The 15,439-nt window shown below is 38.8% G+C and carries 17 protein-coding genes and 1 riboswitch; of the genes, 1 reads left to right on the top strand and 16 read right to left on the bottom strand.

Annotated elements, in window-relative coordinates; all coding sequences use genetic code 11:
• Positions 1 to 31 precede the first annotated feature (31 nt).
• The 10 genes from metK to NQ508_RS12850 all read right to left on the bottom strand — a co-directional run bounded on the left by metK (position 32) and on the right by NQ508_RS12850 (position 9,816).
• The gene (gene metK, locus NQ508_RS12805; RefSeq protein ID WP_044920607.1) at positions 32 to 1,219 is read right to left on the bottom strand and encodes a methionine adenosyltransferase; all 1,188 of its coding nucleotides are present in this window, start codon (positions 1,217 to 1,219) and stop codon (positions 32 to 34) included.
• Complete coding sequence (locus NQ508_RS12810) at positions 1,186 to 1,380, bottom strand: hypothetical protein (RefSeq protein WP_006428708.1); 195 nt, start codon at positions 1,378 to 1,380, stop codon at positions 1,186 to 1,188. Before NQ508_RS12810 ends, metK begins: the two co-directional genes overlap by 34 nt.
• Before the next feature lie 2 nt (positions 1,381 to 1,382).
• Positions 1,383 to 1,480: riboswitch (SAM riboswitch) on the bottom strand.
• Positions 1,481 to 1,574: 94 nt separating this feature from the next.
• Complete coding sequence (locus NQ508_RS12815; protein ID WP_006428709.1) at positions 1,575 to 2,867, bottom strand: UDP-N-acetylglucosamine 1-carboxyvinyltransferase; 1,293 nt, start codon at positions 2,865 to 2,867, stop codon at positions 1,575 to 1,577.
• 280 nt (positions 2,868 to 3,147) lie between these two features.
• A complete protein-coding gene (locus tag NQ508_RS12820) occupies positions 3,148 to 3,651 on the bottom strand; it encodes a shikimate kinase (RefSeq protein ID WP_006428710.1) in 504 nt (167 codons plus the stop codon).
• 123 nt (positions 3,652 to 3,774) lie between these two features.
• Positions 3,775 to 4,131 (bottom strand): hypothetical protein, encoded by a 357-nt coding sequence (locus NQ508_RS12825; protein ID WP_006428711.1) that lies wholly within the window; start codon positions 4,129 to 4,131, stop codon positions 3,775 to 3,777.
• 81 nt (positions 4,132 to 4,212) lie between these two features.
• The gene (locus NQ508_RS12830; protein WP_006428712.1) at positions 4,213 to 5,649 is read right to left on the bottom strand and encodes a glycoside hydrolase family 32 protein; all 1,437 of its coding nucleotides are present in this window, start codon (positions 5,647 to 5,649) and stop codon (positions 4,213 to 4,215) included.
• Positions 5,650 to 5,673: 24 nt separating this feature from the next.
• Entirely contained in the window at positions 5,674 to 6,768 is a 1,095-nt protein-coding gene (locus tag NQ508_RS12835) for an ABC transporter ATP-binding protein (protein WP_006428713.1), read from the bottom strand.
• 3 nt (positions 6,769 to 6,771) lie between these two features.
• Positions 6,772 to 7,623, bottom strand: coding sequence for a carbohydrate ABC transporter permease (locus NQ508_RS12840; RefSeq protein ID WP_006428714.1), 852 nt, complete (start codon positions 7,621 to 7,623; stop codon positions 6,772 to 6,774).
• Entirely contained in the window at positions 7,595 to 8,494 is a 900-nt protein-coding gene (locus NQ508_RS12845; RefSeq protein ID WP_006428715.1) for a carbohydrate ABC transporter permease, read from the bottom strand. Before NQ508_RS12845 ends, NQ508_RS12840 begins: the two co-directional genes overlap by 29 nt.
• Entirely contained in the window at positions 8,494 to 9,816 is a 1,323-nt protein-coding gene (locus NQ508_RS12850; RefSeq protein ID WP_006428716.1) for an ABC transporter substrate-binding protein, read from the bottom strand. The genes NQ508_RS12845 and NQ508_RS12850 overlap by 1 nt, the downstream gene beginning before the upstream one ends.
• A gap of 200 nt (positions 9,817 to 10,016) precedes the next feature.
• Between NQ508_RS12850 and NQ508_RS12855 the strand changes: the two genes are divergently transcribed.
• Positions 10,017 to 11,042, top strand: a complete 1,026-nt coding sequence (locus NQ508_RS12855) for a substrate-binding domain-containing protein (protein ID WP_006428717.1) — start codon at positions 10,017 to 10,019, stop codon at positions 11,040 to 11,042.
• Positions 11,043 to 11,113: 71 nt separating this feature from the next.
• Here NQ508_RS12855 and NQ508_RS12860 read toward each other — a convergent pair whose 3' ends face one another.
• The 6 genes from NQ508_RS12860 to NQ508_RS12885 all read right to left on the bottom strand — a co-directional run bounded on the left by NQ508_RS12860 (position 11,114) and on the right by NQ508_RS12885 (position 15,436).
• The gene (locus tag NQ508_RS12860; RefSeq protein ID WP_044920611.1) at positions 11,114 to 12,127 is read right to left on the bottom strand and encodes a FliH/SctL family protein; all 1,014 of its coding nucleotides are present in this window, start codon (positions 12,125 to 12,127) and stop codon (positions 11,114 to 11,116) included.
• 241 nt (positions 12,128 to 12,368) lie between these two features.
• Complete coding sequence (locus NQ508_RS12865; protein ID WP_022415069.1) at positions 12,369 to 12,758, bottom strand: hypothetical protein; 390 nt, start codon at positions 12,756 to 12,758, stop codon at positions 12,369 to 12,371.
• A gap of 203 nt (positions 12,759 to 12,961) precedes the next feature.
• Positions 12,962 to 13,537, bottom strand: a complete 576-nt coding sequence (locus NQ508_RS12870) for an FtsX-like permease family protein (RefSeq protein ID WP_006428720.1) — start codon at positions 13,535 to 13,537, stop codon at positions 12,962 to 12,964.
• A gap of 39 nt (positions 13,538 to 13,576) precedes the next feature.
• Positions 13,577 to 14,215, bottom strand: a complete 639-nt coding sequence (locus NQ508_RS12875; protein ID WP_006428721.1) for a hypothetical protein — start codon at positions 14,213 to 14,215, stop codon at positions 13,577 to 13,579.
• A 3-nt stretch (positions 14,216 to 14,218) separates the two neighbouring features.
• The gene (locus tag NQ508_RS12880; protein ID WP_006428722.1) at positions 14,219 to 14,545 is read right to left on the bottom strand and encodes a PadR family transcriptional regulator; all 327 of its coding nucleotides are present in this window, start codon (positions 14,543 to 14,545) and stop codon (positions 14,219 to 14,221) included.
• Positions 14,546 to 14,776: 231 nt separating this feature from the next.
• Positions 14,777 to 15,436 carry a V-type ATP synthase subunit D gene (locus tag NQ508_RS12885; protein WP_044920618.1) on the bottom strand — a complete coding sequence of 220 codons (660 nt, stop codon included), beginning with the start codon at positions 15,434 to 15,436 and terminating at the stop codon, positions 14,777 to 14,779.
• Positions 15,437 to 15,439 lie beyond the last annotated feature (3 nt).

Below are 15,439 nucleotides of genomic sequence, written 5' to 3' on the forward strand. Positions count from 1 at the left end.
ACCAAAGCACCCATAAACTTTTATAAAATTTCTATAAATATTTTTTCAGATCTTCTACTTTGTCCAGTTTCTCCCATGGAAGATCAATATCTGTACGTCCGAAATGTCCGTAAGCCGCTGTCTGTTTGTAGATTGGTCTTCTAAGATCAAGCATCTGAATGATTCCTGCCGGACGCAGATCAAAGTTCTCGCGGATGATCTCTACCAGTTTGTCATCTTCTAACACACCTGTTCCGAATGTATCTACCATGATAGATGTCGGATGTGCAACACCGATTGCATAAGATAACTGGATCTCACATTTCTTGGCAAGTCCTGCTGCAACGATGTTCTTTGCAACGTAACGTGCTGCATAAGCTGCGGAACGATCAACCTTTGTACAGTCTTTTCCAGAGAAAGCTCCGCCGCCGTGACGTGCCATTCCACCGTAAGTATCTACGATAATCTTACGTCCTGTAAGTCCGCTGTCTCCGTGTGGTCCGCCGATTACGAAACGTCCTGTCGGATTGATGAAGAACTTTGTCTTATCATCTACCATTCCTTCAGGAATTGTTGTATCGAATACATATTTCTTAATATCTTTATGAATCTGATCCTGTGTCACTTCCGGATCATGCTGTGTCGAAAGTACGACTGCATCCAGACGTGCCGGAACACCATTCTCATCATATTCAACCGTAACCTGTGTCTTTCCATCCGGTCTTAAGTACGGAAGTGTTCCGTTCTTTCTTACTTCTGTAAGCTTTCTTGAAAGCTTGTGTGCAAGTGCGATCGGGTATGGCATATATTCCGGTGTCTCATCAGAAGCATAACCGAACATCATTCCCTGGTCTCCGGCTCCGATTGCATCAATCTCTTCTTCTGACATTGTATGCTCTTTTGCTTCAAGTGCTTTATCAACACCCATAGCGATATCTGTAGACTGTTCATCGATTGCTGTGATCACACCGCAAGTCTCTGCATCAAATCCATATTTTCCTCTTGTATATCCAATCTCTTTGATCGTATCACGAACGATTTTCTGAATATCAATATATGCATTCGTTGTGATCTCACCCATAACAAGAACCATACCTGTTGTTGTTGCTGTCTCACATGCAACACGGCTCATTGGATCCTGCTCCATCAATGCATCCAGAATGGCATCTGAGATCTGATCACACATTTTATCCGGATGTCCTTCAGTTACTGATTCTGACGTAAATAATCTTCTTTCCACGTTCTTTTCTCTCCTTCTTTTCTAAAAAACAGTTCCTGCATTCTTTCTCTTGGGATTGTCTGTATCTCCAGAACCTGCCACCGGCAGCTTCTTCCGAACGCATGGCGTTTTAAAAACCGTCCACTTATATAAGTGGACGGTTTGATATCTTCATAAACCAATCCTCTTATTGTTCGATCACTCGCTCAGGCTGGCACCTTCCTACAATGGGGTTGCCGCAGTTTCACAGATCCTTTGTATCTCCACTGCTCTGAATAAGAGAAAGTTTGCTTTTATTAAGTTATTTTTGATACGACTAAGACTTTACTCTATTTTCCCTGTACTGTCAATAGACATATATAAGAAAATGTATCATCTAGCCTACTTTTAATTTGAACTTCTGAATCGCTTTTTCAGAATCTACTCTTTCGATGATTCCACCAATGCTGCGAAGTTTCTCTTCGAATCTTTCATATCCTCTCTGGATATATACGATGTCATCTACAATTGTGATTCCATCCGCTGCAAGACCCGCGATGCAAAGTGCGGCTCCTGCACGAAGATCCGGTGCACTTACTCTTGCTCCGGAGAATTCTGCCACGCCTTCGATCGTTGCGGAATTGCCTTCTACCTTTACATTGGCTCCCATTCTTGCAAGCTCATCCAGATATTTGAAACGGTTTTCAAAAATACTCTCTGTAATGATACTTGTCCCCTTACATAAGGCCAGTGTCACGCCGATCTGCGGCTGCATATCTGTCGGGAATCCAGGATACGGAAGGGTCTTCACATGTGTGCTTGTAAGATCTCCCTTTGATACGACACGTACAGCATCGTCGAATTCTTCCACTTCACAGCCGATTTCTACCAGTTTTGCGATCGTAGCTTCCAAATGCTTCGGAATAACATTTAGTACCGTTACATCTCCCCTGGTAGCTGCTGCTGCGAACATGAATGTTCCTGCTTCAATCTGATCCGGGATCACAGAATATTCTGTGCTGTGGAGACGCTGTACACCACGGATCTTGATCACATCTGTACCTGCTCCTCTGATGTTGGCTCCCATGCTGTTCAGGAAGTTTGCAACGTCTACAACGTGCGGCTCTTTCGCAACATTTTCCAGAATGGTAAGTCCTTCTGCCATAGCTGCTGCCATCATAACATTGATGGTTGCTCCAACACTTACAACGTCAAAATAAATATGTTTTCCAACAAGACGGTCTGCTTCTGCAACAATCTTGCCATGTTCGATATCTACATCTGCACCAAGCGCACGGAATCCTTTGAGATGCTGGTCAATTGGTCTGCTTCCGATATTGCATCCTCCCGGAAGTGCAACTTCGGCACGTCTGTACTTTCCAAGTAATGCTCCGAGAAGATAGTACGAAGCACGGATTTTCTTAATGTAATCATACTCGATATCTACATTCTTAATGCTGGCTCCGTTAATCTTCACTGTATGACGGTCAACACGATGTACCTGTGCTCCAATCCCCTCGATTGCGTCAATCAGTACGTTAATGTCATTTACATCCGGTAAGTTATCGATCAATACAGTTTCATCTGTCATGATTGCTGCCGCAAGAATTGCAAGTGCTGCATTCTTCGCACCACCGATTTCCACTTCTCCCACAAGCGGATGACCGCCCTTAATAATATACTGTTCCATCAATTACACCTCATTAATATTTATATAAATCTCTATCTACAATAAATCTATTCTTAATCTGCTATTCTATCTTTCTGCAAATCTGTTTCAATTATCTAATTCTAAATATCTCTAAATCTAATTTTTCTAAAATTCGTGCATAAATTTCTGCATCACAATATAACCCCTAAAAAGGGTTCGCGCCTATTATAGCACAAATTTTCCAATTGTAAAATATTTTTTACAGTTATGTAATTTTATTGTAACATATTCCAATTGTTCTATCTATACTTGTGCACTTTTACTCCCCTAATGCATCTAATACCGATTCAATCGTATCTTCCAGCTTCTGATTATCTTCACACACTGTAATATCTGCATACTTTTCAAAAAGCTTTACTCTTTCATCATACAGATCTTTGAGCGTCTGTCCGTCACGCAATACCACTCCACGGCCTTTGGCATTTTTAAGTCTGCTGTTTATTGTCTCAAAGGATGCCTGTAAATATACGACTTTGCCGATTTCTTTATAATGTTTCATCGCATTTTCACAATATACTACGCTGCCTCCTGGCGAGATAACGGTACGTTCCGCTTTCACCTGTGCATTTACCCGGTCTTCTACTTTCAGGAAGCCATCCGGTCCAACGTCAGCAATAATATCTTTCAGAAGTTTCCCTTCTGATTCCTGAATCAGAATATCTGTGTCTACAAATTTGTATCCCAGTCTCTTTGCAATTACCACACCAACTGTACTTTTCCCAACTGCCGGCATTCCGATAAAAATAATGTTATTATCTGCCATGATGTGCCCTCCTGTATGTTATGTTCTGATTTTTTCTTTCATTTGAAAACTATAATTATCACCGCACAGTATAACATACAAGAGGGCGAAGTGGAAGTTTTTTTCCAGATGCCCTCTTGTAGATCAATATATTTTTTTACGTATCTCTCTATGTTCCACACGTCTCCTGCAAAGTTCCTGATATGTCATAACCTCGATCAGATCCATAAGCCAGCCACCCGGGTTTTCTTCTTCCTTCTCCGCCTTATCATAGATCCTGCGGCACATCAGACGAAGCTGCAGGCGGTCCGGATATTCATCATACATCATGCTTCCGTCATATTCCATTCTGTCACATTCCTCTTCCATATAAGGAAGTACTCTCTTCGCCGTATCCGGGTAAATGCTTTTCATATAGTCATAGTCTCTTCTTGCATTCCGGTCATCATTATACAGCAGCGGAACCGGATAAGCCATATAGAACGGTAATTTGTTCTCCATAATCCTGATTGCTCCTTGGCGGTTCTATCTGTATTAAGATATGCACGGAGAGATCAATCGGTGAATGAGAAACTATCTATTCTAATTGAATGTTATCTCATATTTTTCAATATTAACGGTTGCCGCTTCATCACTAGTAAATATAATTTCATTTGCTTCTAATGGCGTAGGAATGACCACACTTGCCGTCTGCTCTCCATCATTAATAAATAATTCTACAGAATATCTGTCCATGATAAAATGTAGTTTCGGCGCATGATGTTTTTCCGCAATTTCTATCTTTCTCACACAGACAACATCTGCATTTACACCACTGTAGGTCCGGTCAATTTCAATCTGATGTTTTTCCGGATAATATGTAAATGTTGTTGTATATTCTTCATTATGTGCCACATCTACCTTGAACTCCCTACCTTCTACATTCGTAAGTTCTACCGTCATGTCAATCACCCGGCCATTGATACCATCCAAAGACATCTGTCCGCTAATTTTCTGTTCTGTATAGATGATTGGATTTTTCTTATACTTTTCCAGTTCTCTCACCGGACTTTGCCAGATTTTCCCATCTTTGATTTTTAATTCTCTTGGGAGTGTCATCATTCCCTGCCATTTCTGTCCTTTTGTCATGACACGTGCATCCCACGACTTCATCCATGCGACCATGATCCGCCTGCCATCCGGGAGCTCTGTTGTCTGTGGTGCATAAAAGTCCAGTCCATAATCTAGGCTTCTCTTTTTCTCCCATGCAAAATCCGATATTTCTTTTTCTGCATCTCCAATAATATAAATGGAATTATGACCGTTATGAAATTCGTACTTTTGAGCATGCATATTCTGCGGAGAACAAATGATTACAGGATACCCGTCTACTTCCAGATAATCCGGACACTCTAACATATCTCCATTCTTTCCGTCATTTCTCAAAAGGACTTTTTCATATCGCCAGTTTTTATAGTCCGCACTGCTAAATAAGACTATTTGCCCACAATTTTCCTCATAGCGATTGCCTACAACGCAATAATATCTGCCATCCTTTTTCCATATTTTCGGATCACGGAAGTCTTTTCTGTCAAATTTCTCCGGCATGATATCTCCTTTTATAACTGGATTATCCTGCCATTTTTCATAAGTCTTCCCATCTCCAATGGCAATACACTGATTCTGGATTTCTTTTCCGTCTTTCTGGCTTACTCCTGTATAAAGCAGCACATGCTTTCCATCAGCTTCTACTGCACTTCCCGAGAAACATCCTATGTGATCATAATCCTGATCAGGTGCCATAGCTACCGGATATGCTTCCCATTTTAGCAGATCTTCGGTCACCTGATGCCCCCAGTGCATCGGTCCCCATTCTGTTTTATATGGATAGAACTGATAGAACAAATGTACTTTTCCCTGGTATACAGAGAAACCATTCGGGTCATTCATCCATCCTGTTTCCGGTGTCACATGGAATAATGGTTTTTCTTTTTCATCTATGTAATTCTGTCTGATATATTCATTGGCTTTTTCAAGCATACGTTCTTCCTCTTCTATTCTAAATCATTCTGCTCCGATTACCTGCTCTGTTTCCTTATCAAAGAAATGCATCTTATGTGGCATAAAGGTAAATTCCACCTCATCTCCCACCTGGCTTACTTCATATTTTGATACTCTTGCAATCGTTACGCTTCCTCCGAAGTCAAAATACAGATTATTCTCATTTCCCATAATCTCCGTATTGTCAATAACTGCTTTCTGATGACTTCCATAAACGTCCAGATTAGTTATATCGAACTTGATATCTTCTCCTCTGATTCCCATGATAACTTCTGAATATCCTGCAATACGTTTTGCAATTGCTTTCGGAAGTTCCACTGTATTGCCATCTGCAAATATCAATTTCTTTCCGTCTACTTTCACATCATAAAAATTCATCTGCGGAGATCCTATAAATCCCGCAACAAATTTATTCACCGGATGCTCATACAGATCCATTGGTTTACCAACCTGCTGGATCACTCCATCTTTCATGATTACTATGCGGTCTGCCATTGTCATGGCTTCTACCTGGTCATGCGTGACATAGATGGTTGTACTTCCAAGATTTCTGTGTAACTTACTGATCTCATTTCTCATGCTGACACGCAGTTTTGCATCCAGGTTAGAAAGTGGCTCATCCATCAGAAAGACTTTCTGGTCTTTTACAATCGCTCTTCCAAGTGCCACTCTCTGTCTTTGTCCACCTGATAAATTCTTAGGCTTACGGTAACGATATTCTTCGAGTCCCAGGATATCAATTGCCCAGTCTACTTTTTTCTTGATCTCATCTGCCGGAACCTTCATGTTCTTCAATCCATAAGAAATATTTTTTTCTACCGTCATATGTGGATACAGTGCATAGTTCTGGAACACCATAGAGATTCCTCGATCCGCCGGTGCAACCTCATTCACACGTTTTCCATCAATAAAAAGGTCTCCACTTGTAATCTCTTCAAATCCTGCAATCATTCGGAGTGTTGTGGATTTACCGCATCCGGATGGTCCTACAAATGCGATAAATTCTTTTTCTTCTATATCTAAGTTAAAGTCTGTCACGGAATTCTTATCGTTTCCTGCATATTTTTTACATATATTTTTAAATTCGATAAAGCTCATCTTTTAGCCCTCCTTGGAACCTGTTGATATTACACCCTCTACGATCTGTTTTGAGAAGAGTGAATAGATAATAATGACCGGAATTGTTACCATTGTGATAACTGCAAGGGTCTGTCCTGTTGTTGTGTTATCATTTGATGTAATCGCATTCAGACCAATCTGTGCTGTCAGAAGATCACTGGATGTAAATACAAGTGACGGCCACAGATAATCATTCCATACATTCAGGAATGTAAATACACTAACCGTTGCCACTACACTCTTTGACATTGGAAGAACCATAGTAAAAAAGTATTTTACCGGTCCACAGTGATCTAACTGTGCTGCCTCATATACATCATCCGGAAGTCCCAGGAATACCTGACGGAACAGGAAAATGTTAAACGGATTCACGATCATTGGAAGTACATATCCAAGCACCGTATTCAGAAGTCCAAGTTTTGCAATGATCAGGAAATGTATCGTAATGATCGTCTCCATCGGTACGATCATCAGAAGCATAATGATCAGAAGCCAGCGTTCTCTGAATGGAAAATTAATCTTAGCCAATGCATATCCTGCCAGTCCATTTACAATTACACCAAGTACGATCAATATTGCTGCATAGAACAAGGTATTACACATATATCGTACAAATCCTGTATTTGTTAATACAGATACATAATTTTCAAAGAAATTGCCGTTCAATGCCGGTGGAATGAATGCCGCCATACTGTTCATATCAGCAGTGATTGCCGCGTCTGGTTTGAATGAGTTTGCCAGCATCCAGATAACCGGAAACAGGAACAACAATGATACGATCAGAAGTACGACCGTCAGTATCCAATTATTTCTTTTTTGCTTTTTTGTTAACATTCTGATCCTCCTTATCTCTTGTTGCGATTGTCTGGATCACGGTCAGTATCATTACAAAGAATGCGAATACAATAGCCATTGTAGATGCCAGTCCAATTTCCCAGTTAACAGTACCTGTTTCATATATATCATACACAACCGTATACGTTGAATTCGATGGTCCTCCTCCGGTCATAACCATTGGCTGTACCAACATACGGAATGCTCCGATTGTAATCGTAATTAAAACGAACACACACAATGGTTTCAATTCCGGCAGGGTAATGTCCTTGAATTTTTGCCACGGTGTTGCATGGTCCATCTCGGCCGCTTCATAAAGTGCCGGATTGATTGCCTGGATTCCTCCCAGGAAGATGATCATCTGATATCCCATTCCCTGCCATGCACTCATAATCGCGATGGATGGAAGTGCCTGACTGGCACTGTTGATGAATGGCTGTGCATCAATTCCAAAGAAAGAAAGGATTGCATTCATAATTCCTTCCGGGCTGTAGATCTGGATCCACAGTGTTGACACAACAGCAAGTGACATGACCACCGGAACAAAGAATGCTACTTTGAAATACTTCTTGCAATGCGTCACTTTATTAATCAGAAGTGCCAGCACAAGCGCTCCAATTCCCTGCAGCGGAACAATAATGATCACAAACTTTACGGTATTAAAAAATGCCTGTGAAAACACATCATCTTTAAAAATCTGAATATAGTTGTCCAGTCCGACAAAATGCGTCAGTCCCGGATTTAAAGCAAAGAAATCAGTAAAACTGAAAATCAATGTCAGGATCATCGGCAGGAATAAAAATATCGTAAGTAACACAAGTGCCGGTCCAAAAAACGCCATTCCCATAATGGATTCTGTTCTTTTCTTCATTATTTCATCACATAACGCTTTAATTTTGCGTTAATCCTTTCTACAGATTTATCCAGTTCTGTCTTCGCATCATTATCGGTAAGTACCGAATTTTCCAATACTTCCTGTACCGATGCACTAACCTGTGGATATACAGGTGTTTTTGATCTTGGATGTCCATATTTACTCAGCTGATGATATAAGGCTTTATAATTCTCATCTTCTTCAAAAATCGGACTGCTCTCAAACGCTTCATATGTAGATGGGAAACTCTTACTTTCATCCCACAGACGCTTTCCACTTTCTACACCACTCATCCACTGTACCAGCTTTGTCGCACCTTTTAGTTTCTTCGTCTTTGATGATGCCGCAAATGCCCAGGAACCGGTTGGTGTATATCTTCCGCCATCCCAGTTATCGGATACTACATATGGTGCAACTCCAAGGTTTACATCCGGATAGTTATTATAGATTGTATTTACTTCCCATGCCCCGTCGAACTTAAATGCTGCTCTTCCGCTTTCGAACAGGTCTGTGATCTGTACTTTAGACATATATCCATTATCCAAAAACGATTTAAAATAATTCACTGTTTCCAGATTCTCTTTTGAATTGAATACACCGTTCACCTTCAGTCCATCTTTATTTACAAAGTCACCGCCATTTGACCAGAAAAACGGTGCATAATAATAAATCGTAGCTTCTCCTGTCGGGAAAGTCATATCCAGCGCATAACCTTTTTTCTTCTCTACTACCGGCTGTACTTTCTTTAACACCTCTGTGAATTCACTCCATGTCCATGGGTGATCTGCATCTGGAACTTCTACACCTGCTTCTGCGAGAATATCTTTGTTATAATAAAGTCCCACGCTGGATTCCATTGCTCCAAGCGCATAGAGCTTGTTATTATACGTTCCCTGCTGAATAATGGAATCCAGATACACGCTCTTTTCTTCGTCTGTTAATTTTGCAAGCGGCTGGATAATTCCGTTCTCTGCATATGCCGCTATATTAGGGCCATCAACAGTAAGCACATCCGGCAGATCTCCTGACATCACGGATGCATTGATCTTATCCGAATAGCCTCCACCACTGTCATTTCGTGGAATAAATTCAATATCTGCAAAATATTTCCCATCATATTTCTTATTAAATGCATCTACAGATTTCCTGTAGCACTGTCCTTCTTCTGTGTCTTCGATTGAATGTACCCAGATAGAAAGATATTCTTCGCCTTTGTCATATCCCTTTACTTCTCCTGGTTGCGGCTGTTTATCTCCACACCCCGTCAATGCCATTGCAAAGAATGCTGCCAGCAGTACCCCTACTGTTCGTTTCTTCATAGCTTTCTCCTTTCAGATTCACGATTGCGTAACCAGTTAAGTAACCGGTTACTTTATATGCTCATAATACTATCCAGAATCTTACTTGTCAATAGATTTCAAAGAAAAAGTTACCGGTTACTTAACTAGTTATTTTTTGTTTGATTTTTTTCAATGCACTTGCTATACTGATAATATACATTATAAGAAAGAGGATTTACATGAAACAGAAAAAAGTAACTTTTGCAGATATAGCCGCTTATACAGGCTTTTCAAAAACTACCATTTCCAGATATTTTAATAATCCGGATTCTCTGACTCTTGAAAATCAGGAAAAAATCGCTCATGCACTGGATGTCCTTGGATACCAGGAAAATAAGCTCGCCAAAGTACTGGCTAATGGAAAAAGTGAATTTGTTGGAATTATCATCCCCAACCTGTATCTTCATTATTACTCTGAGATGTTAAACCAGTTACTTTCTACTTACGAAAAGTATAATTATAAATTTCTTGTATTCATTGGAAATAATAAAAAAGAGATTGAAGAAAAATATATTCATGAACTGATGGCTTATAAGATTGAGGGACTTATTGTCTTAAGCAATACCATTTCTTCCGAAGAACTTGCTTCTTATAAACTACCAGTTGTTACCATCGAACGCGAATGTGACCATGTCTGCAGTGTATCTACAGACAACTATCTCGGTGGAGTTCAGGCAACCAGCTTATTGATACGCAATAAATGTGATGTTATTTTACACATCAATTCCATATTCCCAGATACACTTCCAACCTATGGACGTATCCGGGGATTCGAAGATATCTGTAACGAACACCATGTCGTTCACGAATTAATCCAAAGAAATCTTGGAAACACTTATCAGGAAACCCTGACTCAACTAAAAAACATATTTAACGAAATTGAAGAAAAATATCCCTCACAAAAAAAGGGGGTCTTTCTTGCAAATGACACTTATGCCAGTATGTTCCTGAATCTGATATTTCAAAAATACGGGAAACTCCCGAAAGACTATCAGATTGTCGGATTTGATGATTCTCCTATTGCAAGCGAAGCAATCCTTCCAATCACAACTGTTGGACAACAGATTGAAAAAATTGCGCAGACTGCCATGGAACTTCTCGTCCTTCAAATGAACGAAATGAAAAAAAGGAAACCGGCTCCTTTAAAAGAACCGGTTCATAAACAGATTACGCCGGTATTGATCCGACGTGATACTACGGAATAATATCGGTAGTGAGCAAATGATAAATTCCCTGAAGTTTTATTATTCACTTCAGGGAATTCTTTTGACAAATTCTATATTTGGCTTTTTAATTTCTCAACCACTTTTTGAATTATGTTTATATCTTCTTCTAATTCATCTGCTATCTGTTCTGTTGATTTTCCTTTTTTCAATTTCTTCTTTATTATTTTTTCTAAGAGTATCCGCTTTCCAATTTCGATTCCATCCTGTCTTCCAATCTCGATTCCGTCCTGTCTTCCAATCTCGATTCCATCCTGTCTTCCAATCTCGATTCCATCCTGTCTTCCAGCCTCATACTCTGCTTTCCGCAGTTTCTTTTCTTCAAACTCTTTGTCATATTCATAGATGCTCACTCTGATCACCTCAGTCTTATTCTTCAATAAAAACTCTGCCAGGATTCCTTCTTCTATGCATTCGTCAACTGCTCTCGTAACTGCTTCTTCTAAAGAGACATCCTGTTTCGCCGCATATTTTCTTACTCTGGCGACATACTGTGCATATTCCTTTAATGTTCTACAATGTTCCATCAAATCTGAACTGTGGCCATCATTCACATTCAGCATAGTCACTCTTAACTCCAGATCTGGATTTTCTGTTGGATTCTCGTATGCAGAAGATAATCGGAACTCACTACGATCTTCTACTTCTTTTGTTCCATTATAAAATACTAAAAATCTTGGCGTTGGTATCTTTTGTATCACAGTTGAATATAATGATTTCCGAACCACTAATCGTTGATACTCATCCGCAATATAAAACAAATTTCTAAGTGGAATATTCGGATTATACGTTGACTGATGTTCATATAAATATAAATTCATATCCATGATAAACGCCAGATCGTTTTTCATTCCCATATAAATCGCATTTTCCAATGTAACAACCTGCAACTTTTCCGGATCTGTGTACTCTCTCCCATTCACCGCATTGTACAATGATAACAAATTCTCTTTGTCATGGTACAACATTCTAAAAATTGTATCCTTGTACATCCTTTTTGCCTTTAACTGCCGGTTATTCACCTGATACTTTTGAATACGTCTTTTCTGACCCTTTCTTTTCGCCATATTCTGTTTCCTCCTGTATGCAAGAGGATGTCTTTTTACTCTTTCAGTCATCTCCTGCTTTTTTACAATTGATTGGTATGAAAGCATAGATTTCTGAAATAAAATTAGATTATAGATGGTATATGTCCGTTTTTATATACCGTTGATTTTTTTGAAATATGCTTTGGTACATATTAACATATCAATAAATATTAATCAATGTATTTTTTACTATTTCCTTTTTTTGATAATGTTAATCACCTTAGCAATAAGGTATTACAAAATAATATTTTTTTCTTGTTTCAATTCTGTATACAGAATTTTTTGTATCCCATGAAACATAATATAATCCCGGAATAATTTTTTGCGTATCAACATCCACTATTTGCTTTTGTGTTTCTTCATTCTTTTGATATACTATTTCTTTTTTAACTTTTGGAGCAGACCATCCAAAATATACAATATAAATACGTGTACCATTTTCACATTTATGCCGGCGTGCTGGTCCTAACTCGTATAATTCATCAAAAGAATTTACACTCTGTCTCGTTACTAACCCATCTTTCATGAATGCAATTGGTCCATATATATACAAAAATACGATTCCAATTATGAGCAAACATAATATTTTGATTTTATTATTCTTTAACATGCGGCACCTCCTAAAACAGAGTATATTTTTGAATATAGCTCCTGTTTTTAGATTAGAATAACGTTCCATGTTGTAAATGTCAATATAAATGTAAAAGATAAGCGTTGTCAGATCATCCTGTTTGTCTTCTTTCATCAAGGTGCCTTTATAAAAGCCAATTATCTCATATTTCTTTTCACATGCCTTTAATTTGCTCTCATCAATCACTTTCGCTTTTTCTGTTCTATATTCAAAAGCAAAGCTAGTGAATTACTTTGAATTTTTACTATGTTCATAATTACTGCAATGCACAAAATAACACACATATAAAAACATGTACTTCCAATATTCTTTAGAAACCAGCATGGATCTTGAACTGTTTGAATCCCTTCTTTTCTGAATATAGACTGAAGAAGAATTACAAAAGGCGTTCCCACTACACACCCAATCAGCCACGAAATACCACATATAATCCCATATTCCAGAATTATCATCCGGATAATATCTTTCTTTTCTTCTCCGAATACCATAAACATTCCATAATCTTTGATTCTTATCCGGCTATAATTGCTTACTGTATAGCTGATCAAAATCAGACCAATAAACAGCAATATATACATGTACGTTTGAATCGCAACTCCTTGTTGCGACCGAACCCTTTCTTCCATACTCATTGTTCCAAGAACCAATTCTTTAACTTCCAGAAACACGAATAATATAATTGCAACTAAAATAGTACTCATAAAACATACAATACTATTACGCACATTCTTTTTTAATATTTTCAATAATACTTTCATATACTATTCCTTTAAGGAAAAATGTTTCCCCATCTTTTGTCATCTATTCTCAACTTCTATCTGTTCTCCTGCCGGTCTGTTCCTTCTTGCTCCAACCAGATACAGAATCGCCGGAACAAAATCAACAATAATCCCAACAATCATAAGTGGAAAGTCCGACGCTTTCAAAAATGCTTTTCCTGTATCTATTGCAATAATAATTTCATTGCAATATATTAACAGATTAATAATCATATAGATAGAACTACCTACTGTTAACTGTTTTATTTTTTCCGTATTATTACAGTTTGCTTCCCCATAATGTCCCAGATACCACATGCCGATTGAATAAGCAAGTAGCCATAACTCATGCATGCGTTCTCCATTTAAAAAGCAAATATTAATCAAGGAACCTACAATCCCACAAAGTCCAAATATCTGAAAATATATCGAAGTCGCTCTAAGCAATTTCCGTCCTCCCGGTGCTCTGCTTCCTCCTACAGAATAAATCAGATCATCACAGAATTCATGAACCGACTTTCCCAATACTGTTTCAAAATCTTCATTACGCTCCTGTGCTTCTTCCGCCATTCCCGTAATATCCTCAACCATCTGATTTATTTCTCTTTCCGTAAGTGGAAATGTCTTTATATACTTACGCATCTTCCGGATCATTCTTTTATTTTTCTTCGTTAACATAATCTACTTCTCCTTTTTCAAAATTCTATTTACTGATGATTGTACTTCCGTCCAACATTTAATAAATTCCTTCAAATATGCCTGCCCCTCATCCGTTAGTGAATAATACTTTCTTTTCGGTCCAAGCGGCGAAGACCGTAATTCTGAAGAAATCATTCCTTTCTTTTCCAATCGTACAAGTAATGGATAAATACTTCCCTCTTTTACATCTTCAAATCCGAATTCTTCTAATGTTGTTACAATCTCATATCCATATGTAACTGTCTCGGATAAAATCTGTAATATACATCCTTCTAAAGTTCCCTTCATTAATTGTGATTTATCATACATGTTCCCACCTACCTTGCATACTATAGTAGTTCTTAACTATATTGTATCACATAGTAGTTGTTTGTCAAGTAATTTAAGAAGCTTATTTTGAAACAGAATATTTGACACTGAAAAAAATATTTTTGTATCTACAAAACCTGCCATCAGCAGCTTCTTCCGAACGAATGGCGATAAAAAACCGCAGATGCAAGCTTTTCAACTTACCTCTGCGGTTTTTTACAATATAGTCTTTTATTCTCTCTCTTTATAATGATGCGCATCCTCCAGCATCATATCTTTCACCTTCATCAGACGGATCTGGGTGCTTCGTTCATTCTCATCAAGCTTCATCGTAATATACTTGATATTCTTCTGCGCTTCCGGAATGATCACATGCTCCAGGGCGTTGACACGTCTTCTGGTCTTCTCGATCTCAGCCGCCATAAGCTGACAGGCTTTTTCTGTCTCTGCAAGCTTCAGCATATCCGGAAGGATATCTGCAAGAGATTTTACAGCTCCGTCCAGATCACTGGATGTAAACGCAAATCCATACGAATAAATATCATTCGCATCGGCGGTTCTGGTCTTTGTCTCGAATACAGGAATGTCTACACTCATGACATTCTTCTGTCCGACTTCCAGATCTACTTCCTGCTTGGGTGCCATCAGTGACGTATTCAGAGTAGCTTCGTCCATACCCGCTTTGGCTATGACGAAATTCTTATTGGCAGAACGGATACCTGCTTCCACTTTTTCTCTGAGCTCCATGTTTACTTTTACCAGATCCAGGAACTGACGCATCAGTTCGTCTCGTTTATCTTTCAGAAGTTTGTGACCTTTTATGGCTGTGACCAGCTTTTTCTTTGTTCTGGTCAGTTCCATACGGGTAGGGGTTACCTGGGTTGACGCCATAGT

The organism is Dorea longicatena (assembly GCF_025150085.1).
Taxonomy (GTDB): Bacteria; Bacillota; Clostridia; order Lachnospirales; family Lachnospiraceae; genus Dorea_A; species Dorea_A longicatena.

Coding starts and splice junctions, on each gene's coding strand:
- NQ508_RS12830 (WP_006428712.1), bottom strand. CDS start 5,649: ATGCTTGAAAAAGCCAATGAATATATCAGACAGAATTACATAGATGAA.
- NQ508_RS12880 (WP_006428722.1), bottom strand. CDS start 14,545: ATGTATGATAAATCACAATTAATGAAGGGAACTTTAGAAGGATGTATA.
- NQ508_RS12875 (WP_006428721.1), bottom strand. CDS start 14,215: ATGTTAACGAAGAAAAATAAAAGAATGATCCGGAAGATGCGTAAGTAT.
- NQ508_RS12840 (WP_006428714.1), bottom strand. CDS start 7,623: ATGTTAACAAAAAAGCAAAAAAGAAATAATTGGATACTGACGGTCGTA.
- NQ508_RS12850 (WP_006428716.1), bottom strand. CDS start 9,816: ATGAAGAAACGAACAGTAGGGGTACTGCTGGCAGCATTCTTTGCAATG.
- NQ508_RS12885 (WP_044920618.1), bottom strand. CDS start 15,436: ATGGCGTCAACCCAGGTAACCCCTACCCGTATGGAACTGACCAGAACA.
- NQ508_RS12825 (WP_006428711.1), bottom strand. CDS start 4,131: ATGGAGAACAAATTACCGTTCTATATGGCTTATCCGGTTCCGCTGCTG.
- NQ508_RS12870 (WP_006428720.1), bottom strand. CDS start 13,537: ATGAAAGTATTATTGAAAATATTAAAAAAGAATGTGCGTAATAGTATT.
- NQ508_RS12860 (WP_044920611.1), bottom strand. CDS start 12,127: ATGGCGAAAAGAAAGGGTCAGAAAAGACGTATTCAAAAGTATCAGGTG.
- NQ508_RS12815 (WP_006428709.1), bottom strand. CDS start 2,867: ATGGAACAGTATATTATTAAGGGCGGTCATCCGCTTGTGGGAGAAGTG.
- NQ508_RS12820 (WP_006428710.1), bottom strand. CDS start 3,651: ATGGCAGATAATAACATTATTTTTATCGGAATGCCGGCAGTTGGGAAA.
- NQ508_RS12855 (WP_006428717.1), top strand. CDS start 10,017: ATGAAACAGAAAAAAGTAACTTTTGCAGATATAGCCGCTTATACAGGC.
- NQ508_RS12865 (WP_022415069.1), bottom strand. CDS start 12,758: ATGTTAAAGAATAATAAAATCAAAATATTATGTTTGCTCATAATTGGA.
- NQ508_RS12845 (WP_006428715.1), bottom strand. CDS start 8,494: ATGAAGAAAAGAACAGAATCCATTATGGGAATGGCGTTTTTTGGACCG.
- NQ508_RS12835 (WP_006428713.1), bottom strand. CDS start 6,768: ATGAGCTTTATCGAATTTAAAAATATATGTAAAAAATATGCAGGAAAC.